Origin of the sequence: Heliomicrobium undosum (assembly GCF_009877425.1) — a bacterium.
GTDB lineage: Bacteria > Bacillota > Desulfitobacteriia > Heliobacteriales > Heliobacteriaceae > Heliomicrobium > Heliomicrobium undosum.
Map to the genome: position 1 here is coordinate 262,696 of NZ_WXEY01000001.1, position 24,685 is coordinate 287,380.

The window sequence follows — 24,685 nt, forward strand, 5'->3', positions numbered from 1 at the left end:
TCACATTTGGGCGCATTACATCACAGTCCGCCCAGGCTGATTTTGTTTTTGGCGTTACAGAAGATACGAGTACAGAAGTTGCGAATACAGCAGGATTTTTTCTATCTTTAAATAATCATTACATATATCCCATAAACACCCATTATGTGTGCTGAAACACAGATGCCCTTGCAAAAAACAACAAGGAGGTTATAGGATGACGCCGCCTACCCCAATTCCCCTGTCGTCAAAAACAATGAGCAAAGCCATCGCCAGTCTCTCTTTAGCTTTGCTCATTGGGCAAGCGGTTCTGCCAGCCGCTTATGCGGGCGCCGATGGAACATTTGTATCTTCGGAAACGGCTTCAACCGAAAACGGCGCCGCCCCGCTAGTGGAAAACAACGATGCCCTGCTACCCAGTCCCCAAGTCATCCGCCGGAGCGATCAGATCCTGAAAGCATTGATGGAATTCAACCCCGCATTGGCCAAGCTCCGCGTCAGCACCAAGGAACTTCAGATCTACAGCGAAGAACACATGAATTGGGGCGCCTCCGGCCGGAAAATGGCCTGGAACATCCATCTGGACGGTCGCAACGGGAGCAACCATATCCTGATCAGCTTTGATGGGGAAACAGGCGATCTGATCCGTTTCGACAGTGAGATGGGGAATCTAGGGAATGATGATACTCTCAATCGACTTTCTCGTAACCATGCCATCCCGTCACCGGAGACCACAGCCGAACGAGCCACCGCGTTCTTGAAAAAAGCGATCGGGGAGGGGTTCAACCAGTATCGCCTGGCGGAGACAGCGCCTGAATCAACAACCATTGTGCGAAATAGAAATGAGTATGTCATCCGCTATAGAGTAGCCCGTTTCTACCGGCTCGTTCACGACATCCCCGTTGCGAACAGCGGCTGGCACATCGTCGTCAACAACAAAGGTGAACTCGTTCGCGCCGAGAACAGGGATATGAAGGCATACCCACAAGAAGTTTTCCCGCCGCCTGTTGCAATCAAATCCAGGGAAGAACTTCAGCCGGTATTTGAACAAGCGTTCAAAACGAAACTGGTCTACGCGCCATCTACACCAGGTGAAGACCGCTCCGCGAAAAAAGCGCGGCTTGTCTACTGGAACGTTACGCCTCCCATTGACGCGGTGACGGGAAAAATTCTGCCGGCAACAGAAGGAACGCCGGAGCGGCTGCAACTGAAAGGCAAAAACGATGGCGCCATCAAAAACGAGAAGGATGCCAACAAGTGGGTAATGAAACTTGTCAACGTCGACAAGCTTGTCCACATCGACACCGCCGGGATGGAACTGAAAAGAGACAACGGAAGCGTTGAACCGGAAGGCAGGCAGTACGCGGATTACCGTTGGGACAACTTCAGGGAAAATCAACCGAACGACGGGAACAACGGTTTTAACGGGGTGAACATGGTCAATCTGACGGTGAACGAAAAAACGGGAGCGATCACGAATTTTTATATCGCTTACCAAAGCGATCATGGACCGGACAATACAAAATTGGACGCGTCAAAGGCCAGAGCGACAGCGCTTGCATTTTTAGAGGCAGTATTGCCAAAAGGCGACTATGACCTGAACATCACTCAGGCGGACTTCCCCGCCATGCCGGACTGGGTCAACCGCAGCCAACTGCCTAACGACTTATTGAAACAGCAACAGGAATACATCTACGCCTGTACTGTCAATCGAAAAGGCGTGCCGGACTATTCCACCCATATCTCGGTGTCGGTCAATAAAACAACCGGAAAGGTAACACACTTCTATTTCATGGAGCCTTCCTATACGGAGTACCCTGATCCGTCAAAGGTGATGGCGGAGGAAAAAGCAAAAGAGATCTTTATGAAGCGCTTTCCGCTGCAACTGGTTTACGATTGGCCCGAATACTTCAACCAGCGGGCGCCGCAAGCCAAACTCCAGTACAAAACGACGCCGGAGTACAGGCTGGTGCAGATCGACGCCTTTACCGGCGAAGTCGTCGAGCAATAGCAAGGGAGAGACGACGTCCCAGCCGGACGCACAGAAAAAAGCCTGCCTTTAACCGGCGGGCTTTTCTTATGCTGGATACCGATGTTCACATTAGAATTTACTCTAATCGCAACGATATTTTCGTTGGCGTGTTTATATGGGACGAAAGCTTCGCATCGATCTGTCCATATCCATTTGCTCCCCATCCATAAATGCCATCGTTCTTTGTGATCACCCAAGTATACCCGTTGCCTGCCGATATCGAAGTGTTCTCGCCAGGAACAGTAATTCTTTGCGGCTGAAAAAATGATTCTTCAGTGGAACCGTTTCCAATAACGCTAAGTTTGCCATCGCCGCTATTAAAGCCCCAACTATATAATGCGCCATCTTCTGTAAGCGCTAGGGCATGAAAGTATCCCGAGTCAATCTTCGTAACTTTTTGAGGAATCGCCACTCTAAGCGGTGTCGATGAGTTGAACACTTCTTTATTCGCAATGCCAAGCTGTCCTACAGCATTATCACCCCATGCATACAATCGGCCATCTTCATCTAACGCGTAGCTTGCACATCTTCCCGTCGCTATCGATATGATTTTTTTATCAAATGCGACTTTATGTGGAGTGGGTATCGTTGTTTCGATGAGTTCACCGCCCGGCTTATAGGCTACCGGTCCGCCATCACCGATTTCACCGAAAAAGTTGCTACCCCAAGTATATACTTTCCCTGTTTCCGATAAAGCCATCACATGGCTATGAATACACGACACATCGACTACAGGCTCAGGTAAGTCCACCTTATAGGGAACAAAGGAGTGGCTTCTCCCTCCGTCACCTCTTTGTCCGTAGTAATTCCACCCCCATGTATACAGTGAACCCTTTTCAGAGATCGCTAACCCAACCCCGTTGCCACGACCGATTTTTACGATTTTTTCGGGCAACGTGAATGAAACGGGCCTCGTGTCAAATGTTCTACTATCCCCAAGCACCTCGGGGAAATCATTGACCCCCCATATATAAATTTCGCCATCTTCAGTTAACGCTACAGTAAAAGATCCCGGTATCACCTGTGTTATCTTCTTCGCAAGTGGGACTCGCACAGGAGTTTCAGCGCTGTTTGTATGTCCAATTCCGAGTACGCCTTCATGATTATCTCCCCACGCGTATAGTTCCCCTCGATTCGTAAGCGCAAAGGAACTCAGATGACCCGCAATCATAGATTGAACATGGATTGGCTCGGCCTTTGTCAAGTTTCCATCATTTGTTTTATCAAAACTGGCTTGGCCTTCGTTCATAACACAACCTTGCATTGATAACAATCCAGCCAACAGAATGATAAGAACAAAATATCTCTTCACTTTTACGCCCATAAAATTCCTCCTGTTATATTCGGAAGAGAAAAGGTAGTAAAAGGGATACGCGATCCCCTTTACTACCAATATCCTAACAGAAAAGAACGCTGTAAATCAAGGCTATATTAGCCTATCGTTACCAGGGCATTTTGGGAAAAAGAACATACTTATACGGGTCAACAGATGTCGTTCCTTCTTTAATCTCAAAATGCAAATGCGGCCCAGAGGAATTCCCTGAATTTCCTGTTGCCCCTAACCTCGTTCCGGAACTAACAGTTATCGTGCCGTGTTCAATATACAGTGTATTCGTAGAAGCGCCTCTAGGCGGACTGGTGTTCGGGTAACTGGGAGCAGTATAAGGAGCGAACGATGATAAGTGGGCGTAAATCGCTTTGTTGCTGCCGAAAGTTAACTCAACAAAGTTCCCATAGCTTACAGCATAGCGTGTAGTGCCTATGACTTCATAAGCAGTTCTATATTTTGCCGAGCCGCTTGTAATCGCATAGACTGATGCTCCTGAAGAAACACCTATATCAATCCCCGCATGAGAACCAAAATCATTCGTTCTTGAGCCCGTAGTAATTGGCTTGCTGTATTGATATGTAAACCAAGGAACATTAATTTTAGATGTCTGAACGTATCCCCTTTTGTTACCACTTGACGTAGCTTTGTTGCACCTATCTCCCCCTGTGTTAGGGAAAACAACCTTTAACTGGCGGGCTTTTCTTGTTCTGGACAGGTTCTTCATGATCGTTAACAAATTTTTTCTCTATCCCTTGCAAATGTCTAAACATTAGGGTATACTGTACACAAGTCCTGATATGGTGAAACGCTACTCTTCTCGATTGCCTGTGGCTAGGGAGGTTTGACGGATATCCCTAGACAGGGCAAATTATGAGGAGGGTTTTTTTTATGTTTCAAGACAAAGTGTTAACCTGCAAAGAGTGTGGCTGTGAGTTTGAGTTCACCGCTTCTGAACAAGAGTTCTACGCGGAAAAAGGCTTCACCAACGAACCCGGTCGCTGCCCCCAGTGCCGCGCCGCCCGCAAAGCCCAGAACAACAATCGTGGCGGCGGCTATCGCCAAGAGCGCGAAATGTACCCCGTCACCTGCTCTTCCTGCGGCAAGGAAACCACCGTTCCCTTCCAGCCCCGCGGCGATAAGCCCGTCTACTGCCGCGACTGCTTCCAGCCGCAGCCCCGCAGCAATCGCTGGTAAGATCAATACCTGTACAAAAAGCTCGCCTAACCGGCGAGCTTTTTTGATTCCCAGCAAAGAGATGTTTCTCGTCGGCTCCACCTACTGGAACGAGGTCTATCGGAGAGGTCGAGCAGAATCAGGAAGGCATAGCCAATATAAGGAATCTCGGACAAAACATAGCCTGGCTCCTGAATATGATTCATCGTTAGAGCCAGGCCCGTCGCTTTGACCAAAATGTAATGCGCCTCAAACGTAATAAGCGGTCGTTCCGCTCCGTTGCGCATTGGTTACGATTTTAACTTTTCGCCCATTCGGACCATCGTGGATGGAAACCAACTCACCGCCATGCTTGATCGCATGTTCGTTCGAGTCCCGCATTTCCGGTGATACGGTACCCCAATTTCCTTCAAAGTGCCGCATAAACAAAGCGCCAAATAGGTGGATCGAGAAATCTGAACAGAGCAGATCGGGGTGCATCGACGTAATCCCTGTGTTGAACTTCATATGATGTCGTCGCCACCTTTACAATATCCATTATGCAATTATTGTACATTCGCTCCACAAACCTATCAATGTTTTTTTGCGTACTTCTAATAACGAACATCAGTCCTCACTTAATCCCGCGGGAGAACGAAGATCCGAAAAGCAGGCGAAACAACAGCACCAAGCCGGTCCCTCGGAGAAGTAATTTATGGCGAGGCCGTTTTTATGTTAAATTGCACGTTTACGCATACGAGATAACAAGAAAACGAAAAAACCGCCTTTTCAGGCGGCGAATCCGATATGGTTTTCTTCCGTTGTTAATTACTTAGGCAACAGTTCACTGACCAAGGATTTCACATGATCGGTGCATTTTCTGCAACCGGTGCTGACCTTTGTGGCCGACTGCACTTCCTCAAAAGACTTGGCGCCCTTAGCGATCGCATTTTGCAAGTCTCCATAGGTTACCTTTTTGCAACCACACACCAGTTTACTTGCGTCCATTTCCAATCCCCCATTCATTCAAATTATTTCTAATCATCAGGCTCGACAACATCCATTCTACCATATTCACCCAAAGAATATGCAAGTAAAGATCGATTCTCCTTCCCCAATTATCTTTTTGATCGTTCAAACGCTTCTCGGTTCGCCCGAATCTGCCGCGCATGATTGATCCCGTGCTCCGCATACAACTGCAACCACAGTGTTGCCGAGTACTCCCCGATTTCAGAGTGATTGCCTTTTCGGTTCCACTGTTCCACATCCATGAATTCGAGGATCTCCAGCGTCGTCGTCCGAACCCACTTATAGAGTTGCAAGGCCGATTCGATGGGACGTAGATTATAGCGCAATGCAATCGCAAAATAATCCTGGTCATAACTGATGATGTCCGGCGATTCTTCCGCCAACAGACGCCGGAGACGGATGCCGCTGGTGATCTCGCTGTCCGCTAAATGATGGATGATCTGGCGAATTGTCCACCGCTCCGGTGTGGGTTGATAATCCAATTCCGCTTCAGAAACCCCTTGCAGAGCATCCTCGACCAGCGTAATGCCTTCCCGATACTGATTGATAAGCTGGGCTCTCTCTTCGACCTTCATGTAAGCCCCCCCTTTACCTTTCTATTCTTATAACGTTAACAGACTCCTCCAAGGTAACGCGGTTCGTACGCGCTTAAATGACTTCCCAACTGCGGAATCGATGACTTATTGTTCGAATAAAAAAATTCTACAGCAGACGCTGTGGTTATTGATGTATGCCTAGGCTTGTAGTAGTGTATAGGCTATGAAACAAACGGGAGGGCAACGCATGGACAGATTTACCGGTGTCACTGTCGTAAAAAAAGCAAATATCTACTTCGACGGAAAAGTAAGCAGCCGGACAATTATACTCCCCGATGGAGAACGGAAAACCCTTGGGATTATCTTGCCAGGAGAATATGAATTTGGGACGTCTGAAAAGGAGATCATGGAGGTCTTGGCAGGCAAGCTCACGGCACTCCTGCCTGGCCGGCTGGATTGGGCGGTGTTTAACGCAGGAGAATCCTTCGAGATTCCCGCCAATGCTACGTTCAAAGTTTCCACCGACGAGGTGTCTGATTACTGCTGCTCCTATGTAAAAGAGTAGTCAGCGAACGGTCTAAAATAGGAAGAACCCCAAGGACAAGCGTCCGGCATGATCAACCGGCACGCTTGTCCTTTTTTTACCAAATTTTTCTTACTCGTTCACAGAATCTACACAAAGATTTTCATTTCTTTTTAAGACTTGTCACTTAAACTCCTCTTTGAACAAATCTTAAAGGAGAGGATTGTCTTGTCAGAAAACCGTTCCGTTCCCGTAAAGGCGCGAGTCAAAGGGCTGATTTCCGTCGTTCTCACAGTTGCGGCCATCGCCGTAGCTGTCACAGGGGTAAGCTTGATGGGAGGCGACCATGGCGAACGTCGCGATCCCTCCCGTCGTCCAGCCGTCGAAAGCGCGACATCTCGTGAAAACGCCACGCCTCGTGAAAACACCACGTTCCGTGAAAGCAACACAACGCGTGAAAACGGAGCGACCCGTGAAGCCGTCGATAGTAAAAGACTCCCGCCTGATGCAGCGCGCTCGGAACTCCCCATTAAGGGCATTCACGAAGCGGTAGGCTTGGCGCTGATCCCGCTTGTCCTGATCCACTTTATCTTAAACGCCAAAACGCTCGTATCCGAACTGGGCTTCCGTAACAAGCCCAATGAAAAGGAATAAGAAGAACCCTCATGACTCTGCCTGTGTTCTCGATTCGTCCGTTGTCACTGTTCGAGTGTAAAATGACATAGAACAGGCGTGCAAATGGGGTCCCTATGATGACCAAAAAAGCGTGACGCTTTCCGGAGTCACGCTTTTTCATAGAGCATTGCCTATGCTAACTTCTGTAAATAAAGACAACGGAGCAACGTAGCAAGCACTCGAACCCTTTCGAAGGGTTTGACCAAGAAGTCCACCGCTCCTGCAGCAATCGCTTCTTGAATCATTGTCTTCTGTCCCATAGCGCTGCAGACGATAATCCTTGCTTTAGGATCCCGGGTTTTGATCGCTTTAATCGCGCTAATTCCATCCAATACGGGCATGGTGATATCCATCGTTGCGAGGTCCGGTTTAACCTCATCCCAGATGTTAACCGCCTCCGCGCCGTTGGACGCTTCAAAAACCTCGTAGCCCGCTTCTTCCAACATTTTTTTCAAGATGACACGAATAAACAACGCGTCATCGACGATAAGAACTCTCTTCGTCATCGCTCAACCACCACAATGATTAATGTGATGACTATTATATTCATCCGGACGCAATATTCTGTCAATAGGCCAAAAGTACCATTCCTAACGATGACATCACAATAACGTTAAAAGAAACAAGCCGCCAGCAGTTAAGCGGCGGCCTGTTTCACTGATAATACCTTTGTTAAGAGTTAGTAAAAGTTTTTTTTAGCGCATACTTAGGCAGGATAAGTGACAACCTTGCCTTCGTCATCGGCGCCTTCCTTGGCGATCTTGAAGTCCACCTGGGTTTGTTTGGCCAGGCGCTCTTCCAGGAAGGGCAGGGCCACGTTCGGGAAGATGGCGTAGGTGACGACATCCTGTTCCTTCTGCATGACCGATGCGACGCCTTTCTTGGCTTCTTCCATCCCAGGGGGGATGAGGTCGGCCGGACGGACGTGGATGACTTCGTCGTTGCCGACGATCTTCCTGCGGACTTCTTCGTTGACCGGCGCAGGGGGCTGGCCGTAGAAGCCGCGCATGTATTGCTTGACCTCGTTGGTAGCCATCTTGTACCGCTCGCCGAGCAGGACGTTGAGGGCCGCCTGGGATCCGACGATCTGGCTAGAGGGGGTGACGAGCGGCGGGTAACCGAAGTCTTCCCGGACGCGGGGCACCTCTGCCAGCACATCGGGCAGCTTGTGCAGGGCGTTCTGCTGGGCAAGTTGGGAGAGGAAGTTGGAGATCATGCCGCCGGGGACCTGGTAGACGAGCACGTTCGTGTCGGGGGTGCCGTCGGTGAGGTCGAACTGGCTGTACTTCTTGCGGACATCCTTGAAGTAGTCGGCGATCTCCTTGAGCTTCAGCAGGTCCAGGTTGGTCTCGTAGCCAAGGCTCTCCAGGGTGGCCACCATCGTTTCGCAGGCAGGCTGCGAGGTGGACAGGGCCAGCGAGGAGATAGCCGTGTCAATGACATCGCATCCGGCTTCGATGGCTTTCAGGTACATCATGCCACCCATGCCGGAGGTGTAGTGGGTATGCAACTGGATCGGCAGACCGACGGCGGCTTTGACCTCTTTGACGACCTCGTAGGCGGAGCCGGGGGTGAGGATGCCGGCCATATCCTTGACACAGATAGAGTCGGCACCCCGTTCGGCCAGTTTCTTCGCCATATCGACGTAGTACTTGGTGGTATGGAATTCACTGATGGTATAGCAGAGCACGCCTTGCACGTGCCCGCCATACTTCTTGGTGTACTCCATCGCCTTTTCCATGTTCCGTACGTCATTCAGGGCGTCAAAGATCCGGAAGATATCCATGCCGCCTTCGCAGGCATACTTGATGAAGGCTTCCAAAACGTCGTCGGCGTAGTGCTTGTAGCCGACGCAGTTCTGGCCCCGCAACAGCATCTGCGTGGGGGTCTTGCAGTGTTTTTTAATCGTCCAGAGGCGTTCCCAGGGGTCTTCGTTCAGGAAGCGCATGGTGGTATCGAAGGTGGCGCCACCCCAGCATTCGATGGAGTGGTATCCGATCGCGTCGATTTTTTCAAGGATCGGCAGCATGTCTTCGATTTTCATCCGGGTAGCCAACAAGGATTGGTGGCTGTCGCGAAGCGTGGTGTCTGTAAACTTGATAACCCGTTTTTCCATGTTCGACTCCTTCCTGCCCTTCGTCTGGGTCGACGTTCCTCTTTTTCGATTAGCCAATGACGACCAGAACCTCGCCGGCGTTGACCGCTTGGCCCTTCTTGACGCGGATCTCCTGAATGGTGCCCGCGTGGTCCGCCTGGATTTCGTTTTCCATCTTCATGGCTTCGAGGATGAGGACAGTGTCACCGGCCTTGACCACATCACCGACATTTTTGCGAACGTCCAGGATGGTCCCCGGCATGGGGGCGGTGATTCCGCCACCGCCGGCAGGGGCGGGAGCGGCGGCTTTCGGCGCAGCCTTCGGCGCGGCAGCGGCGGCCTTAGGAGCAGCAGCCGGAGCGGCTTTGGGGGCAACCGGGGCGGCGGCGCGGGCTACGGGAGCCGGAGCGGCAGCGGCCATGGCGCCTTCACCGGGAATTTCTTCGACTTCTACATAGAACATCTGGTTGTCGACACGGACTTTGAATCTCTTCACAAAAATTTCCCTCCCGCTGTCAGGCATTCGGGCAGCGATCTGCCTGGCAATCTCCTCAACTGGGGTATCCGAGTCCCTCTGCCCCAAGGCATCGGCAAGACCCATGGTCTTCCAATCAGTGCGTCCGGCCCAGGCCGAGCGGGCGAAGCTCTGTCCGCCCGTCACTCTTCCCCGCCGCTTGATGCTGGCCATCTGATAGCCGATGGCCGACATGACAGCAGCGATGGCCGCTTGGCGACGACGTTTGCGGTCACGGTTTAGCATGTTTCGTTACCCAACCCCTTTCCAAAGGGGGGCGACACCCCCAGGACCTTAGACCGGGATGTTTCCGTTTTTCTTGCGCGGCCGGCTTTCGCGCTTGGTTGCCAGAGCATCCAGGGTGGCGATCAGGCGGCTGCGGGTTTCCCGCGGGTCGAGGATGTCTTCCACATAGCCGCGGGCGCAGGCGATAAACGGATTGGAGACTTCTTCCCGGTACTTTTCGACCATCTGCTTGCGCATGGCGATGGGATCTTCGGCGCCTTCGATCTCCTTGCGGTAGATGATGTTGGCGGCGCCATCGGGACCCATGACGGCGATTTCAGCCGTCGGCCAGGCGAAGGCGGCGTCACAACCGAGGGGCTTGCCGCACATGGCCAGATAGGCTCCGCCGTAGGCTTTGCGCAGGATGATGGTGATCTTGGGAACGCTCGCTTCCGAATAAGCGTAGAGCATCTTGGCGCCGTGCCGGATGATGCCGCCGTACTCCTGATTGGTGCCGGGCAGGAAGCCGGGCACGTCTTCGAAGGTCAGCAGGGGGATGTTGAAGGCGTTGCAGAAACGGACGAAGCGGGCCAGTTTGTCAGAGACGTCGATGTCGAGGCAACCGGCCAGGACCTTGGGCTGGTTGGCCAGGATGCCGACCACTTTGCCGTTCAGGCGACCAAAGGCGGTGATGCCGTTGGGCGCGAAGAGGGGCTGCACTTCGAAGAAGGAGCCGGCGTCGAGGATGCGCACCAGCACGTCGCGAACGTCATAGCCCTGGTTGGGGTTGGGGGGGATGATGGAGATCAGTTCTTCCGGATCGAACTCGGGCTCGACCGGATCGACGACCGGGGGCTCTTCCATGTTGTTGGAGGGCAGGTAGGAGAGCAAGGCGCGGATCTGCTCGAAGCACTCCAGTTCACTGTCCGCCATGAAGTGCGCCACACCGGACTTCTGGTTGTGAGTGAGGGCGCCGCCGAGGGTCTCGGGCGACACGTCCTCGCCGGTGACCGCCTTGATGACCTGGGGACCGGTGATGAACATGCGGGAGATGCCGTTCACCATGAAAATGAAGTCGGTAAGGGCGGGAGAGTAGACGGCGCCGCCGGCGCAGGGACCGAGGATGGCCGAGATCTGGGGAATGACGCCGGAGGAGAGCGTGTTGCGGTAGAAGATGCTGCCGTATCCTTCCAGGGCGTCGACGCCTTGTTGAATCCGCGCGCCGCCGGAATCGTTCAAGCCGAGGCAGGGCACGCCGTTTTTCAGGGCCAGGTCCATGACCTTGACGATCTTGTCGGCATGGGCCTTCGAGAGGGAACCGCCGGAAACAGTGAAGTCCTGGGCGTAGATATAGACCACACGGCCTTCGACTGTGCCGTGGCCGACAACAACGCCTTCACCGGGGTTTTCCAGTTTGTCGAAGTTGCTGTCACCGACGAATACACCGAGTTCAACGAAGGAACCGGGATCGAGCAGGGCTTCGATGCGCTCGCGGGCGGTCATCTTGCCAGACTCGTGCTGCTTGGCGATCCGTTTGGGGCCGCCGCCCTGGGTGATCTTCTCGCGGAATTTCGCCAACTGAGCCAAACGTTCTTCCATGTTCAAGGGAATGATCCCTCCCAATCTTCATACGCCTGTTTTTGTGGATCTATGTTGCGCCCCCTCCCCCCGCGTCATGCGGGGATCGACGGGCCACAGCAGAAATGGTGGTGTGGCGACGCCGGTCTTACTTCAGTTTGCCGGGGCGCTGGCAGAGTTCGACCAGGTGGCCGAAGGTGCCTTTCGGATGGAGGAAGGCGATGTCAGCGCCGCCGGCGCCGCGCCGCGGTTTTTGGTCGATGAGAGGAACGCCAGCCTTTTTTAGTTCTTCCAGTTTGGCTTCCAGGTCATCGACGCGGTAGGCCACGTGCTGGATCCCTTCGCCGTTCTTGGCGATGAACTTGGCGATGGGGCCTTCCGGATCGGTCGACTCGAGGAGTTCCACCTCGGCGTCGCCCGAGGGCAGGAAGGCGACGCGGACCTTCTGCTCGGCAACCTCTTCGATGGCGGTGCACTTGATGCCGATGACGTTCTCATAGAAGGCGATGGCCGCCTTCAGATCCTTTACAGCGATGCCGACATGGTCGATGTGCAGGATTTCAGGCTTTTTTTTTGGGCCGTAGAAGCGCTCTTCGATGAAGGCGACTACGTCCCGCGTGTCCGTGCCGGGGGTAAAGATTTCAGCCACACCCGATTCCTTCAGGAAGGGGATGTCGTCGTCAGGGATGACGCCGCCGCCGAGGACGAGGACGTCGTTCAGTCCCTGGGCGCGGAGGCCTTCCACCACCTGCGGGAAGAGGGCGCTGTGGGCGCCGGAGAGCGAACTCAGGGCAACCACTTGGGCGTCTTCCTGGATGGCGACTTCAACGATCTGGGCCGGCGTCTGGCGCAGGCCAGTGTAGATGACTTCCATGCCGGCGTCCCGGAGCGCTTGGGCGATGACTTTAGCGCCGCGGTCGTGGCCGTCGAGGCCCGGTTTGGCAACTACTACGCGAATCGGTTTCTTTTCCATGGTACGATCGACCCTCCCCGCTTAGAAAATGATTTGTTGACGATATTCCCCGAAGACTTCCCGCATGACGCCGCAGATTTCGCCTAGGGAGGCGTAGACCTTCACAGCGTCAATGATGACAGGCATCATGTTCTCGTTGCCTTGAGCGGCAGCGCGGACGCGGGCCAGGGCGTTTTGCACAGCCACATTGTCGCGGGATTCTTTGACCTGTTTCAGCTTGGCCTTCTGGGCTTCGCCGAGGGCCGGGTCGACTTTGAGCAGGCCTTTGGGCGGCTCTTCCTTCATCTGGAACTTGTTGACGCCGATAACAACGTTGTCGCCGGATTCAACGCCCTTCTGGTAACGGTAGGCGCTGGCCTGGATTTCACGCTGCATGTATTCGATGGCGTTGGGCGCCCCGCCCAGATCGTCGATCTTCTGGATGTATTCTTTGGCCTTGGCTTCGAGCTGGTTGGTGAGGGATTCAATGTAGTAGGAACCGCCCAGGGGGTCGACCACATCGGCGGCGCCGATCTCGTAGCCGATGACCTGCTGGGTCCGCAGGGCGATGAGCACCGACTCTTCGTTGGGCAGCGCCAGCGCTTCGTCCTTGGAGTTGGTGTGCAACGACTGGGTGCCGCCGAGGACGGCCATGAGGGCCTGGAAGGCGACGCGCATGATGTTGACGTTGGGTTGTTGGGCCGTGAGGGTGGAACCGGCCGTCTGGGTGTGCACGCGGAACGCCCAGGAACGGGGGTTCGTGGCGCCGAAGCGCTCTTTCATGATCGTGGCCCAGAGGCGGCGAGCCGCCCGGAACTTGGCGATCTCTTCGAAGAAGTTCAGGTGGGCGTTGAAGAAGAAGGAGAGACGGGGGGCGAACTTATCCACATCCAGTCCGGCGTTGATGGCGGCCTGGACATAGGCGATGCCGTCCGCCAGGGTGAAGGCGATCTCCTGAGCAGCGCTGGAGCCGGCTTCACGGATGTGGTAGCCCGAGATGGAGATGGTGTTCCAGTTGGGCACCTTTTCGGCGCAGTAGGCGAAGATATCGGTGATCAGGCGCATCGACGGCGCCGGCGGGAAGATGTAGGTGCCGCGGGCGATGTATTCCTTGAGGATATCGTTTTGGATGGTGCCGGCGATCTTGTCGGCGCTGACGCCCTGCTTCTCGGCGACGGCGATGTACATGGCCAGCAACACCGCAGCAGGGGCGTTGATGGTCATCGACGTGGAGACCTTGTCAAGAGGGATCTTGTCGAAGAGGATCTCCATGTCGGCCATGGTGTCGATGGCGACGCCGACCTTGCCGATCTCGCCCTGGGAGAGGGGATCGTCCGAGTCGTAGCCGATCTGGGTGGGCAGGTCGAAGGCGCAGGACAGACCGGTCTGACCTTGTGCAAGCAGGTAGCGGAAGCGCTCGTTCGACTGCTCGGCGGTGCCGAAGCCGGCGTACTGGCGCATGGTCCAGTGGCGGCCGCGATACATGTTCGGCTGCACCCCGCGGGTGAAGGGGTACTCACCGGGGAAACCGAGATCACGGGCGTAGTCGATATCGGCTACGTCATCAGGGGTGTAGAGGGTGTTCATGGTGATACCGGAATCGGTGGCAAACACGGCGCGGCGTTCGGGCGCCTTTTTCAGGACCTTGCCCAGCGAGTTCTCCTGCCACTTTGCTTTTGCTTCACTGACTTGTGCGACTTTTTCCGAATCAAACACGAACCGATGAACCTCCTTTCGAACTTGGGAACGAATGGTGCGGTGTCCTTCTCGCCCGTGGATCACATGTTTCCTGACCGCCTGTTCAAGGGGAAGTCCGGGCCGCCGCTCAGCGCGGCGGCGCCGGGTTCCGCTTCGTTCAGGGATGGCCGAGCAATGTCTGGACTTTTTCTACGACTTCGTAGGGGAAGGTGGCCACTTGTGCGCCGGCTGCAGTCAGAGCCTTCACTTTTCCTTCGTAAGTGCCCTTGCCGCGCTCGATGATCGCGCCCGCATGACCCATCCGCTTGCCCGGAGGGGCGCTCTTCCCGGCCAGGTATGCGACGACAGGCTTGCTCATGGTCTTGATAAACTCGGCCGCCTCTTCTTCGGCGTTGCCGCCGATCTCGCCCACCAGGACGACACATTTGGTATCTGGGTCGACCTCAAACCGCTTGAGCATATCCACAAATGATGAACCCGGGACACGGTCTCCGCCGAGACCGACGACACTGGTCTGACCGATGCCGACATTCGTCAAGGAACCGACGATCTCATAGGTCAAGGTTCCCGAACGGGCCACGACGCCGACCGGACCCGGGGAGAAGGCGACGTTGGGGAGGATGCCCAGCTTGCACTTCCAAGAGGCCATGCCGAAGGTGTTGGGTCCAATGATGACTGCTTCCTTCAGTTTGGCCCGATTGACTATGATTAACTCATCCTGCACCGGGATATGTTCGGTGATGATGACGATGACTTTGATGCCTGCTTCGATAGCTTCCAGCGCTGCGTCTTTGCAGAAGGCCGCCGGAATAAACAACACCGTTGCGTCGATGGCGTGATGCTCGCAGGCTTCTTGGACCGTCTCGTAGAGGGGCACGCCCTCGTAGAGGCTGCCGCCCTTCCCCGGCGCAACGCCGGACACGACGTTGGTCCCGAAGGCCCGCATCTGCCGGAAATGGAAACTTCCTTGTTTGCCCGTGATCCCCTGAATAAGTACGTTCGATGCCTCATCGACCAGGATCGCCATGATTACGCCCCCTCCCCGCGTTTTGCAAGCGCAACGGCCATTTGGGCGGCCGTTTTCATATCCCGATAGGCGTCGATACCGACTTCCTTCAGGATGCGAACACCAGCCTCTTCGTTGGTGCCGACCATGCGGACGACGACCGGGACGGGGATGCCGATATTCCGCTTTACCTGCGCCAGGGCATTGGCGACGTCGTCACAGCGGGTGATCCCGCCAAATATGTTGATAAAGATGACCTTGGGGTTCTGAGCCAGGAGGATGCTGATCGCTTTGGCCGTGCCTTCCACGCCCGTTCCGCCGCCGGCGTCCATGAAATTGGCCGGATGGCCGCCGAAGAGTTGCACCATGTCCAGGGTGCCCATGGTGATGCCGGCGCCGTTGGCCATGATGGCGATGTCGCCTCCCAGTTCGACGAAAGAGCCAACCCCGGCCGCCTTAGCCATCTTTTCCACTTCGGTCATGTCTTCGTCGACGAAGGGGATGTCCTTCTGGCGGTAGAGGGCGCTGTCGTCAATGGTTAGCTTGGCGTCTGCGGCGATCAGGTGGTCGCCGGAGATGACCAGGGGGTTGATCTCGACCAGTTCGGCATCCTTGTGATTTAGGATACAATACATTTTCGACAGGATGTCAGAAAACTCCTTGGCAAGATTGCCGCGGAGACCAATTTTTCTCGCCACATCCCTGGCAAGAAAGGCCGGTAACCCTAAAAAGACGTCCAAATGGGTTTTGACGATGTCCGCTTCGTCCTGTTCCTCGATGTCCATGCCGCCTTTGGCCGAGGCGATCACGACAGGCGCTTTGGCAGCGCCGTCGATGGTGATGGCCACATACAGTTCTGCGTCGATCTTCAGCTTTTCCTCGACGAGGATGCGCTGGACCGGCAGGCCCTGAACCGTCATGGACAGCACCTGGGCAGCCGCTTGGGCGGCTTCCTCCGGGGTGTCGGCAAACTTGATGCCGCCGGCTTTTCCCCGTTTGCCCGAAAGGACCTGGGACTTGATGACGACCGGCTTGCCGATCTCCGCCGCCACTTTCGCCGCATCTTCCGGCGTCAGGACCATGCGGCCCTGGGGAACCAGAATGCCGAACCGCGCGAAGATCTCCTTCCCCATGTACTCGAAGCACTTCACTGTTTTCAATGCCCTCCTTGTTCGCTGTTGATATGTTAACCCTTTCGGGGCCAACCCTTACCTGTAGACGGAAAGGTTTTTTAACAAATCGACAGTGGACAATGGCATTGCGGTGACCGGTGGTGGAGATGACGCTACGGTCGCTGCTGCGGTTTGGAGCGCGATACACTGTCTGCAAGGATTATGTATGGATAGGTGAATCGATGCATGTATGTATAGGTCGCGGGTCGCAGTGGCGAATCAAGCAAGCCCTAGGACAACCCATTTCCGGGCGGTGGAAGACCTAGCCGGGGCCCCGCCCCAGCTAGGTCGTTTTATTAAACCGATGAAGAAGGAACCATGCGAATCAGGTGCAGCGCGATTAGGAGCGGAGCGCCCGGTCAATCCAACGGAACACCGTCTGCCGGCCGATGTCGGCGATGGAGGTGGTCAGGGGGATTTCTTTCGGGCAGACGCGGACGCAGTTCTGGGCGTTGCCGCAGTCAGTGATGCCGCCCGGGCCCATGACGGAGTCAAGGCGATCATGGGACTGCATTTCACCGGTGGGATGGGCGTTGAAGAGGCGGACCTGGGAGATGGCGGCCGGACCGATGAAGGCCGACTTCTGGTTGTAGTTGGGGCAGGACTCGGCGCAGCAGCCGCAGGTCATGCAACGGGAGAGGGGGTAGGCCCACTCCTGGTCGCGGGGAGCCATGCGGGGGCCGGCGCCCAGGTCATAGGTGCCGTCGATGTCGATCCATGCCTTCACCTTTTTCAGGCTCTCGAACATCCGGGTCCGGTCGACCTGCAGGTCGCGGATCAGGGTGAACTTGGAGAGCGGTTCGAGGGTGATGGGCTGGCTCAGTTGGTCCACCAGAGCCGAGCAGGCCTGGCGGGGTTTGCCGTTGACGACCATGCTGCAAGCGCCGCAGACTTCTTCCAGGCAGTTGCACTCGAAGACGACAGGGGTCGTCTTCTGGCCGTTGGCCAGCACGGGGTTCTTTTGAATGTCCTGCAACATGGCAATCACGTTGAGGTTCTTCCGGTAAGGAATGGCGAACTCTTCCCAACGCGGGGTCCCGTTCGGACCGTCTTGCCGCTTTACACGCAAACGAATCGTTTCGGCCATGATTAGTTCGCCCCCTTGTCCACGTCATAACGGCGGGGCCGCGGCTTGATGAGAGAGACATCGACGTCTTCATACTCGAGCGCGGGGCCTTGGGCCGTCCACTTGGCCTTCGTCGTCTTCATGAAGTTCGCGTCGTCACGGTTCGGGAATTCAGGCTTGTAGTGGGCGCCGCGGCTCTCGTTCCGGTTGAGGGCGCCAATGGTGATCACGCGGGCCAACTCAAGCATGTTCCAGAGGTGACGGGTGAAGATAGCCGACTGGTTGGCATGGCGGCTGCTGTCAGGCAGGCCGATCTTCTTCCAGCGTGCCATGAGGTCTTGCAGCTTGTTGTCCGTCGCCTTCAGGTCTTTGTTGATCCGGACGATGGTGACGTGCTGCAGCATCATGTCGCCGAGCTCTTCGTGAATCTTATAGGGGTTTTCCGTGCCGCTCATGCGGTAAATCTCTTCCATCTTGGCCTGCTGGCGTTTGACTTCCTGGTCAAAGACAGACTGGGAAACGTCGGCAGCCGACTTTTTCAGGCCTTTGACATACTTCATGGTCGCCGGGCCGGAAACCATGCCGCCGAAGATGGCCGAGAGGAGCGAGTTGGCGCCCAGACGGTTCGCGCCATGGTATTGGTACTCGGCTTCGCCAGAAGCGAAGAGGCCGGGGATGTTGGTCATGCCGTCGTAGTCGGTCCAGAGGCCGCCCATGGTGTAGTGCATGCCAGGGAAGATCTTCATGGGCACTTTGCGCGGGTCGTCGCCGACGAACTTTTCGTAGATCTCGAGGATGCCGCCGAGCTTGCGGTCCAGGGTCTTGGCGTCGATGTGGGACAGATCCAGGTAGACCTGGGGCTTGCCGTCCACGCCGAGGCCCAGTTCGTAGCAGACCTTGTGAATGGCGCGAGTGGCCACGTCCCGGGGAACCAGGTTGCCGTAGGCCGGATACCATTCTTCGAGGAAGTACCAGGGTTTGCCGTCTTTATAGGTCCACACCCGGCCGCCTTCGCCGCGGGCCGATTCGGACATCAGGCGCAGCTTGTCTTCGCCAGGGATGGCGGTGGGGTGCACCTGGATCATCTCGCCGTTGGCGTAGTAGACGCCCTGCTGATAGGCCGAGGCTTGGGGCGAACCGGTGTTGATGGTCGAGTTGGTGGAACGACCGAAGATCATGCCGATGCCGCCGGTGGCCAGGATGACAGCGTCACCACGGAAGGCGCGGATCTCCATGGAGGCCATATCCTGGGCGACGATACCGCGGGTGATGCCTTCCCCGTCGAGGACGGAGGAAAGGTAGTCCCAGTTTTCATATTTGGTAACACGACCAGCTGCTTCCCATTTGCGAACTTGCTCGTCCAGCGCGTAGAGGAGCTGTTGGCCCGTCGTGGCGCCGGCAAAAGCGGTGCGGTGGTGTTTCGTGCCACCGAAACGGCGGAAGTCCAGGAGGCCTTCCGGAGTCCGGTTAAACATGACGCCCATGCGGTCCATCATGTAGATGATCCCGGGGGCCGCATCGCACATGGCTTTGACGGGGGGCTGGTTCGCCAGGAAGTCGCCGCCGTAGACAGTGTCGTCGAAATGTTCGAGAGGGGAGTCGCCTTCACCCTTGGTGTTGACGGCCCCGTTGATCCCGCCCTGGGCGCAGACCGAGTGGGAGCGTTTCACCGAGACCAAGGAGAAGAGGTCGACTTTGCCGCCGGCTTCGCAAATTTTGATAGCGGCCATCAGACCGGCAAGACCGCCACCAACGACGATAATACGCGTTTCCATTTCATCCCACCTCTATATATCGTTAGTGAGCCGCATTCATCAGGAAGTAGAGCGCTCCCAGACCGCCGACAGACAGGACGCCCATGATGCCCATGCACAGCACGAAGGTCACATTTTGCGCTTTCGGACCGATCGTGATGCCCCAGGCCACACAGAAGCTCCAGATGCCGTTGGCGAAGTGGAAAGCGGCAGCCAGGAAACCGATGACGTAGGCGGCCAACGCGATGGGGCTGGAAGCCAGGTATTGGCCGAAGTTGGTGAAGTAGTTGCCACTGGTTGCGCCCCAGAAGTCCATCATCCTCAGGGACCAGACGTGCCAGACCACAAAAAGAACGGTAATGATGGCCGTGATGCGCTGCAGGTAGAACATCCAGTTCCGGAAATAGTTGTACTGAAGCACGTTGTTCTTGGCCACATAAACGATATAGGTGCCGTAAATGGCGTGGAAAGCGATGGGGATAAAGATCATTGCCATCTCAAGGAAGAACTTGAACGGCAGGTGATGAAGGAAACTCGACCAAGCCAGCCAGATGTCTTGGCTGACGATGGCCATGGAGTTCATCAATGCGTGCTCAGCAAAAAACAGACCGATAGGAATGATGCCGAGCAAGGAGTGAACTTTACGGATAAGAAAATGATTATTGTCCGACATTCCGCTGCTCCTTTCCGCCCCCAAGGGTAATAAAAGAACTAAATCTCTCTTTCTTTTTCGCCCAATTCACAAAATTCACACTTTGGCCTAAAAAAAAACCCGCTGAAGTCGTTTTATTCTGCTCTAATCGTCGCCCAAGCCCGTTAACAGGCAAAAGGCCCGCCGATGAGCAGGTCTCCGCTTCTGCAACTTGCACTTTTTTTCTCAATCATCCTCCTTCCATACCCTGTTCCTTTCGTGAATGAGGCGAACCCTGTTCTCATCGCGTAGTTTAGCATCGTGGACAAGGGGAGTCAACCATGTGTACAAGCGCAAATAAGCTAATTAGGTCTTGATTTCGTCCGTTATGTCCCTATTTCGTCCTTTTTCATACTTGTATATTTACGTAACAAGCTAAACATACCATCTTCATCTCATAGACAATCATGGAAATCCCGGCAAATAATATCTATATCGGCTGACTGTTCTCCCTGCTGGTCCAAATTTGTGTTTGTGCCATTGTCCACCGCGATGCTGCGATGTTGTCAGCCTGGTAGACGCTTGCTTGTCGAGACCTGTCTGGAGATGAATGTAACACATTCATCGTAATAATTTCAAGAATATTTTTATTTGCGTGCAGAATCTCCTTTTCTCAAATGAAACAATGTTATTGGGATAGACTAGGGTTATCGCCAACCAAAGGGGGATTCGCCATGGCTAAGCGTTACGACTCTGTCGTCATTGGTTGCGGACCCGCGGGTCTGTCGGCAGCCTTGAACCTGCACATCCGGAACAAGTCATTCATCATTCTGGGAACGAAGCAGTGCAGTCATCGCCTGGCAAAAGCCGAACGGATCGACAACTACCTGGGCTTGCCGGAGATCTCCGGCAAGGAACTCATGAAGCGTTATCTTCACCATGTGTCCAGCCGCGGCATCGAGCTGCGGGAAGAACGGGTGACAGCGGTCTATCCGGGAGATGGGGAGTTCGCTGTGGTCACTGGGAAGGGCCAGTATACGGCCCGGTCGCTGATCGTCGCCACCGGCGTCCATATCGAAAAGGTGTTACCTGGGGAAAATGAGTTCCTGGGCAAAGGTGTGTCCTACTGCGCCACCTGTGACGGCCCTCTCTTTCGAGGAAAAACGGTGGCCTTGATCGATTACACTGGCGGCGCCGCCCACGATGAGGTTTTGTTCCTGGCCGGCGTTACCGATAAACTGTATTATCTTTTGCCGGAAGGAAAAAACGCTTCAGCAACCGGTGCAGCCAATCTGTCCCTGCCTACAAATGTGACGCAGCTGCACGGAACAACTCCTTCTATAAAAGGCGCTGACACCGTCTCCTCCCTGGTCGTCGATGAGCAGGAGTTTGCTGTTGACGGTGTCTTCATTCTACGAGAAACCCAAAAGGCGGAGATCCTTGTTCCCGGTCTGGCTACCGATAATAAAGCTGTCACTATCGATGGGCAGATGGCGACCAATATCCCCGGTGTCTATGCGGCCGGCGACTGCACGGGAAAGCCTTATCAATTGGCCAGGGCCGTAGGCCAAGGCGCTGTGGCCGCCCTCAGCGCCGTCGGCTATCTGGACAATCCCCAGAAGTGACTGTATTATCTTTCTAGTCAAATAAAAGGGTCAAATCTGAATATTTGTGAATCTGTTCTTAATCACTTCCTATTATAGTATCCTGTAATTCGGTAGGTTTTTCCCCTATTGCCAACTCGTTTTTTTATTTTTTCAGGAAATCAAAAAAGTTTTCACAAACTCAGAAGGAGTTTTCAGATATTCAGAGAATAGTAATAAAAGTGCCGGTCAGACCATCATAACTCTTGTTGGTTAGTTCATCTTATCGTAAGATACGATGGTAGACAACGATTCTGAGCTAACCCACAGGCACGTAGAGGGGGGATTTACCGCCAACCGCCGTTGAATGATCGTAACACAGGTCTTCCTGATTACAGTTTCTCTGCCCCTATCGCACTTATCTTTGTGCTAGATGTCACATGCACTTTCTCAATTTGAAAGGAGGCCCCCCAACTATGTGGACTCAAGTATACGATCCCATGGGGAATATCTTCCTGTCGGCCGCCATTGCCGTCATTCCCATCATCTATCTGTTCTGGGCTCTGGCCATTCAAAAGATGAAAGGCTTCATCGCCGGTTCCACCACGACGACCATCGCCGTCCTCATCGCTATCTTCGTTTACGGCATGCCGGCGCAGGTAGCCATCGCTTCGACCCTGCAAGGTGCCCTCTATGGTCTCTTCCCCATCTGCTGGATCGTCATCACGGCCGTCTTCCTCTACAACCTCACTGTAAAGAGCGGCCAGTTTGAGATCATCAAAGACTCCATCGCCTCCATCACCGACGACCGCCGCCTCCAGGCGCTGCTGATCGCCTTCTCCTTCGGCGCCTTCCTTGAAGGTGCTGCCGGCTTCGGCACTCCTGTCGCCATCTCGGCTGGTATGCTCGTCGGCCTCGGCTTCAACCCCCTCTACGCCGCCGGCCTCTGCCTGATCGCCAACACCGCCCCTGTTGCCTTCGGCGGCATTGGTATTCCCATCATCGTCGCCGGCCAGGTTTCCGGCATCGACGATTTCGCCATCTCTCAGATGGTTGGTCGCCAGCTCCCCCTGCTGTCCGTCTTCGTTCCCTTCTGGCTGGTCATGATCATGTCCGGTTGGAAAGGTGTTAAAGAAGTTTGGCCGGCCGCCCTCGTCTCCGGCCTGGCTTTCGCCATCGGCCAGTGGTGGTCTGCCAACTACCTGGGCGCCATGCTCCCCGACATCATCTCCTCCCTCTGCTCCATCATCGCGCTGGTCGTCTTCCTCAAGCTCTGGAAGCCCAAAAACATCTGGCGCTTTGAGAACGAGCCTGCCGCCACCTACAACGCTTCTACAGCCAACCTGACCTTCAAGAAAGTCCTGAAAGCCTGGAGCCCCTTCATCATCCTGACCATCATGGTCGGCGACTGGGGCATGAAGGCTGTCAACGCTGTCCTTGACTCGGTCTCCATCAAGTTCGCCTTCCCCATCATCCACAATGCCGTCATCAACCCGACCACCAACGCCCCCATCGCTGCCATCTTCAAGTTTAACTGGCTCTCCGCCGCTGGTACGGCCATCCTGCTCTCCGCCTTCATCACCATGCTGATCGTGCGGATGCCCCTCGGCCAGACCATCGGCATCTTCTGGGATACCGTCAAGTCGCTGAAGTTCCCCATGATCACCATCGCCTCCGTTCTCGGTTACGCCTATATCGGCAACTCCTCCGGCATGACCTACACCATGGGTATGGCTCTGGCCACCACGGGCGCCCTCTTCCCCCTCTTCTCGCCCGTCCTCGGCTGGCTCGGCGTCTTCATCACCGGTTCTGACACCTCCGCCAACGCTGTTTTCGGCAAACTGCAAGCCATTACGGCGGACACGATTGGCACCGATCCCGTCCTGACCGTCGCTGCCAACTCTTCCGGCGGCGTCACCGGCAAGATGATCTCGCCCCAGTCCATCGCCGTCGCCACCGCCGCCACCGGCCTGGTCGGCAAGGAATCGGATCTGTTCCGCTTCACCGTGAAGCACTCCCTGTTCTTCCTCGTAATCGTCTGTATCATCACCTACCTGCAAGCGACTGTCCTGAAGTGGATGATTCCCGTCTACCAGAAAGGCGTTGCTGCTGCTGCTGCCGCCAACTTGGCCCAGTTGCAGTCCGAAGGCTATATGCTCCTCGGCATCACCGCTGTTATCGTAGCCATCCTCGGCTTCTCCGTCATGGGTCAGACCGACAGCAAAGGCGCTTATTCCAAGCGGTAAGCTTTCGAACTGAACCATCGATAACCGAATCGACTCATGAAACGGATACTGTACCCCGCGCCCGATGGCGCGGGGTCTTTTTTTCCCCAACACATGTCCCCCTTGCCGCACCGGAGAAAACAGAGTAGTATATAGAGGAAAGCAGATACCCCAAGGGGTATGTATAAAAAACGCCTGAAAGGCCAACGAAAACATAGGGAGGATGATTACCTGTGACAAAAATGATGACAAAGTGGTCGAAGTGGTTCTTTGTCCCGGTGTTGGCCCTTTCGCTCACAGCCGCCGGTTGTGTCTCTACAGATACCGGCAACACCGGCGCCGGTGCTTTGGGGCAGACCCCAGGAGTAGCAAATACCCCTAACGGCGCGGCCAAAGAACGGCTGAAGGCGCCCGACTTCAAGTTGATGTCGCTCTACGGCAAGGAGGAATCGCTCTCGGCCTATAAAGGCAAGCCGGTGGTGGTCAACTTCTGGGCCTCCTGGTGCCAGCCGTGCCGCAACGAGATGCCTGACCTCAACGAATTTGCTAAAGAATATGAAGGCAAGGTGGCCGTACTGGGTGTCAACCTCACCTTCAACGATAAGGAAAAGGATGTCCGGAATCTGGTTCAGAAACTGGATATCAAATTCCCCATCCTCCTCGATAATGACCCCAACAACTTAGCCGCTGAGGCTTACCGGATCCAGCCGATCCCGGCCACTTTCTTTATCGACAAGGACGGGAATATCGCTGATGTGCTCGTCGGCGCGGCCCGGAGCAAGAACGATTTCGTGAAGCGGGTGGAACCGCTATTAAAATAGGAGCACTAAAAAAGAGGCTTACCCCGACAAACCGGGATAAGCCTCTTTTTTTATGGCATTTCAAAAAGCGAATGGCCTCTACAGTCTCTACAAGGGGCGAGTAAGGCGC

At 54.9% G+C, this 24,685-nt stretch carries 24 protein-coding genes and 1 pseudogene; 7 read left to right on the forward strand and 18 right to left on the reverse strand.

Translation table 11 applies throughout. From position 1 onward, the window contains the following. The first annotated feature begins 196 nt into the window (after positions 1-196). Positions 197-1,990 (forward strand): YcdB/YcdC domain-containing protein, encoded by a 1,794-nt coding sequence (locus GTO91_RS01235; RefSeq protein WP_161253606.1) that lies wholly within the window; start codon positions 197-199, stop codon positions 1,988-1,990. Positions 1,991-2,087: 97 nt separating this feature from the next. Here GTO91_RS01235 and GTO91_RS01240 read toward each other — a convergent pair whose 3' ends face one another. Further along, positions 2,088-3,335 carry an RCC1 domain-containing protein gene (locus GTO91_RS01240; protein WP_161253609.1) on the reverse strand — a complete coding sequence of 416 codons (1,248 nt, stop codon included), beginning with the start codon at positions 3,333-3,335 and terminating at the stop codon, positions 2,088-2,090. A gap of 118 nt (positions 3,336-3,453) precedes the next feature. Continuing rightward, complete coding sequence (locus GTO91_RS01245; protein ID WP_161253612.1) at positions 3,454-4,077, reverse strand: M23 family metallopeptidase; 624 nt, start codon at positions 4,075-4,077, stop codon at positions 3,454-3,456. A gap of 152 nt (positions 4,078-4,229) precedes the next feature. Between GTO91_RS01245 and GTO91_RS01250 the strand changes: the two genes are divergently transcribed. Next, positions 4,230-4,535 carry a zinc-ribbon domain containing protein gene (locus tag GTO91_RS01250; RefSeq protein ID WP_161253615.1) on the forward strand — a complete coding sequence of 102 codons (306 nt, stop codon included), beginning with the start codon at positions 4,230-4,232 and terminating at the stop codon, positions 4,533-4,535. A gap of 228 nt (positions 4,536-4,763) precedes the next feature. Here the strand turns inward: GTO91_RS01250 and GTO91_RS01255 are convergent, their stop codons facing one another. The 3 genes from GTO91_RS01255 to GTO91_RS01265 form a co-directional block, all read right to left on the reverse strand. After that, complete coding sequence (locus tag GTO91_RS01255; protein WP_161253618.1) at positions 4,764-5,021, reverse strand: hypothetical protein; 258 nt, start codon at positions 5,019-5,021, stop codon at positions 4,764-4,766. Positions 5,022-5,321: 300 nt separating this feature from the next. Beyond that, positions 5,322-5,519, reverse strand: coding sequence for a (2Fe-2S)-binding protein (locus GTO91_RS01260; protein WP_328793704.1), 198 nt, complete (start codon positions 5,517-5,519; stop codon positions 5,322-5,324). Positions 5,520-5,611: 92 nt separating this feature from the next. Next, positions 5,612-6,097, reverse strand: coding sequence for a DinB family protein (locus tag GTO91_RS01265; RefSeq protein ID WP_161253624.1), 486 nt, complete (start codon positions 6,095-6,097; stop codon positions 5,612-5,614). A 208-nt stretch (positions 6,098-6,305) separates the two neighbouring features. Between GTO91_RS01265 and ppnP the strand changes: the two genes are divergently transcribed. Both ppnP and GTO91_RS01275 read left to right on the forward strand, forming a co-directional pair. Continuing rightward, complete coding sequence (ppnP, locus tag GTO91_RS01270) at positions 6,306-6,623, forward strand: pyrimidine/purine nucleoside phosphorylase (RefSeq protein WP_161253627.1); 318 nt, start codon at positions 6,306-6,308, stop codon at positions 6,621-6,623. A gap of 186 nt (positions 6,624-6,809) precedes the next feature. Next, positions 6,810-7,235, forward strand: a complete 426-nt coding sequence (locus GTO91_RS01275; protein ID WP_161253630.1) for a hypothetical protein — start codon at positions 6,810-6,812, stop codon at positions 7,233-7,235. Between the two features lie 152 nt (positions 7,236-7,387). On the opposite strand, the gene GTO91_RS01280 is transcribed toward GTO91_RS01275, so the two are convergent. The 13 genes and pseudogenes from GTO91_RS01280 to GTO91_RS01335 all read right to left on the reverse strand — a co-directional run bounded on the left by GTO91_RS01280 (position 7,388) and on the right by GTO91_RS01335 (position 20,197). Continuing rightward, a complete protein-coding gene (locus GTO91_RS01280) occupies positions 7,388-7,762 on the reverse strand; it encodes a response regulator (RefSeq protein WP_161253633.1) in 375 nt (124 codons plus the stop codon). A 200-nt stretch (positions 7,763-7,962) separates the two neighbouring features. Beyond that, positions 7,963-9,372, reverse strand: a complete 1,410-nt coding sequence (locus GTO91_RS01285; RefSeq protein WP_161253637.1) for a pyruvate carboxylase subunit B — start codon at positions 9,370-9,372, stop codon at positions 7,963-7,965. A gap of 49 nt (positions 9,373-9,421) precedes the next feature. Beyond that, on the reverse strand, positions 9,422-10,111 hold the full coding sequence (locus tag GTO91_RS18840; RefSeq protein ID WP_456318569.1) for a biotin/lipoyl-containing protein: 690 nt from the start codon (positions 10,109-10,111) through the stop codon (positions 9,422-9,424). A 48-nt stretch (positions 10,112-10,159) separates the two neighbouring features. Next, a complete protein-coding gene (locus GTO91_RS01295; RefSeq protein ID WP_161253640.1) occupies positions 10,160-11,695 on the reverse strand; it encodes an acyl-CoA carboxylase subunit beta in 1,536 nt (511 codons plus the stop codon). A 121-nt stretch (positions 11,696-11,816) separates the two neighbouring features. Continuing rightward, a complete protein-coding gene (mce, locus tag GTO91_RS17790; RefSeq protein ID WP_328793711.1) occupies positions 11,817-12,266 on the reverse strand; it encodes a methylmalonyl-CoA epimerase in 450 nt (149 codons plus the stop codon). Further along, positions 12,255-12,641, reverse strand: a pseudogene (locus GTO91_RS17795) (cobalamin B12-binding domain-containing protein); the annotation flags it as partial. The gene mce and the pseudogene GTO91_RS17795, both read right to left, overlap by 12 nt. 21 nt (positions 12,642-12,662) lie before the next feature. Then, positions 12,663-14,336 (reverse strand): acyl-CoA mutase large subunit family protein, encoded by a 1,674-nt coding sequence (locus GTO91_RS01305; protein WP_161253646.1) that lies wholly within the window; start codon positions 14,334-14,336, stop codon positions 12,663-12,665. Between the two features lie 139 nt (positions 14,337-14,475). Next, complete coding sequence (gene sucD, locus GTO91_RS01310) at positions 14,476-15,345, reverse strand: succinate--CoA ligase subunit alpha (RefSeq protein WP_161253649.1); 870 nt, start codon at positions 15,343-15,345, stop codon at positions 14,476-14,478. A 2-nt stretch (positions 15,346-15,347) separates the two neighbouring features. Continuing rightward, positions 15,348-16,475: an ADP-forming succinate--CoA ligase subunit beta gene (gene sucC, locus GTO91_RS01315; RefSeq protein WP_161253652.1), complete on the reverse strand. Its 1,128-nt coding sequence runs from the start codon at positions 16,473-16,475 to the stop codon at positions 15,348-15,350. Positions 16,476-16,836: 361 nt separating this feature from the next. Further along, positions 16,837-17,583 (reverse strand): succinate dehydrogenase iron-sulfur subunit, encoded by a 747-nt coding sequence (sdhB, locus tag GTO91_RS01320; RefSeq protein ID WP_161253655.1) that lies wholly within the window; start codon positions 17,581-17,583, stop codon positions 16,837-16,839. 2 nt (positions 17,584-17,585) lie between these two features. Further along, positions 17,586-19,337, reverse strand: coding sequence for a succinate dehydrogenase flavoprotein subunit (sdhA, locus tag GTO91_RS01325; protein WP_161253658.1), 1,752 nt, complete (start codon positions 19,335-19,337; stop codon positions 17,586-17,588). Between the two features lie 22 nt (positions 19,338-19,359). Next, positions 19,360-19,989, reverse strand: a complete 630-nt coding sequence (locus GTO91_RS01330; protein WP_161253661.1) for a succinate dehydrogenase — start codon at positions 19,987-19,989, stop codon at positions 19,360-19,362. Next, complete coding sequence (locus GTO91_RS01335; protein WP_161253664.1) at positions 19,976-20,197, reverse strand: hypothetical protein; 222 nt, start codon at positions 20,195-20,197, stop codon at positions 19,976-19,978. Before GTO91_RS01335 ends, GTO91_RS01330 begins: the two co-directional genes overlap by 14 nt. A 484-nt stretch (positions 20,198-20,681) precedes the next feature. Between GTO91_RS01335 and GTO91_RS01340 the strand changes: the two genes are divergently transcribed. From GTO91_RS01340 to GTO91_RS01350, 3 genes are all read left to right on the forward strand, one after another. Continuing rightward, positions 20,682-21,572: an NAD(P)/FAD-dependent oxidoreductase gene (locus GTO91_RS01340; RefSeq protein WP_161253667.1), complete on the forward strand. Its 891-nt coding sequence runs from the start codon at positions 20,682-20,684 to the stop codon at positions 21,570-21,572. A gap of 434 nt (positions 21,573-22,006) precedes the next feature. Beyond that, positions 22,007-23,776, forward strand: coding sequence for an L-lactate permease (locus GTO91_RS01345; protein ID WP_161253670.1), 1,770 nt, complete (start codon positions 22,007-22,009; stop codon positions 23,774-23,776). A gap of 221 nt (positions 23,777-23,997) precedes the next feature. Further along, positions 23,998-24,576 carry a TlpA family protein disulfide reductase gene (locus GTO91_RS01350; protein ID WP_207708957.1) on the forward strand — a complete coding sequence of 193 codons (579 nt, stop codon included), beginning with the start codon at positions 23,998-24,000 and terminating at the stop codon, positions 24,574-24,576. Positions 24,577-24,685 lie beyond the last annotated feature (109 nt).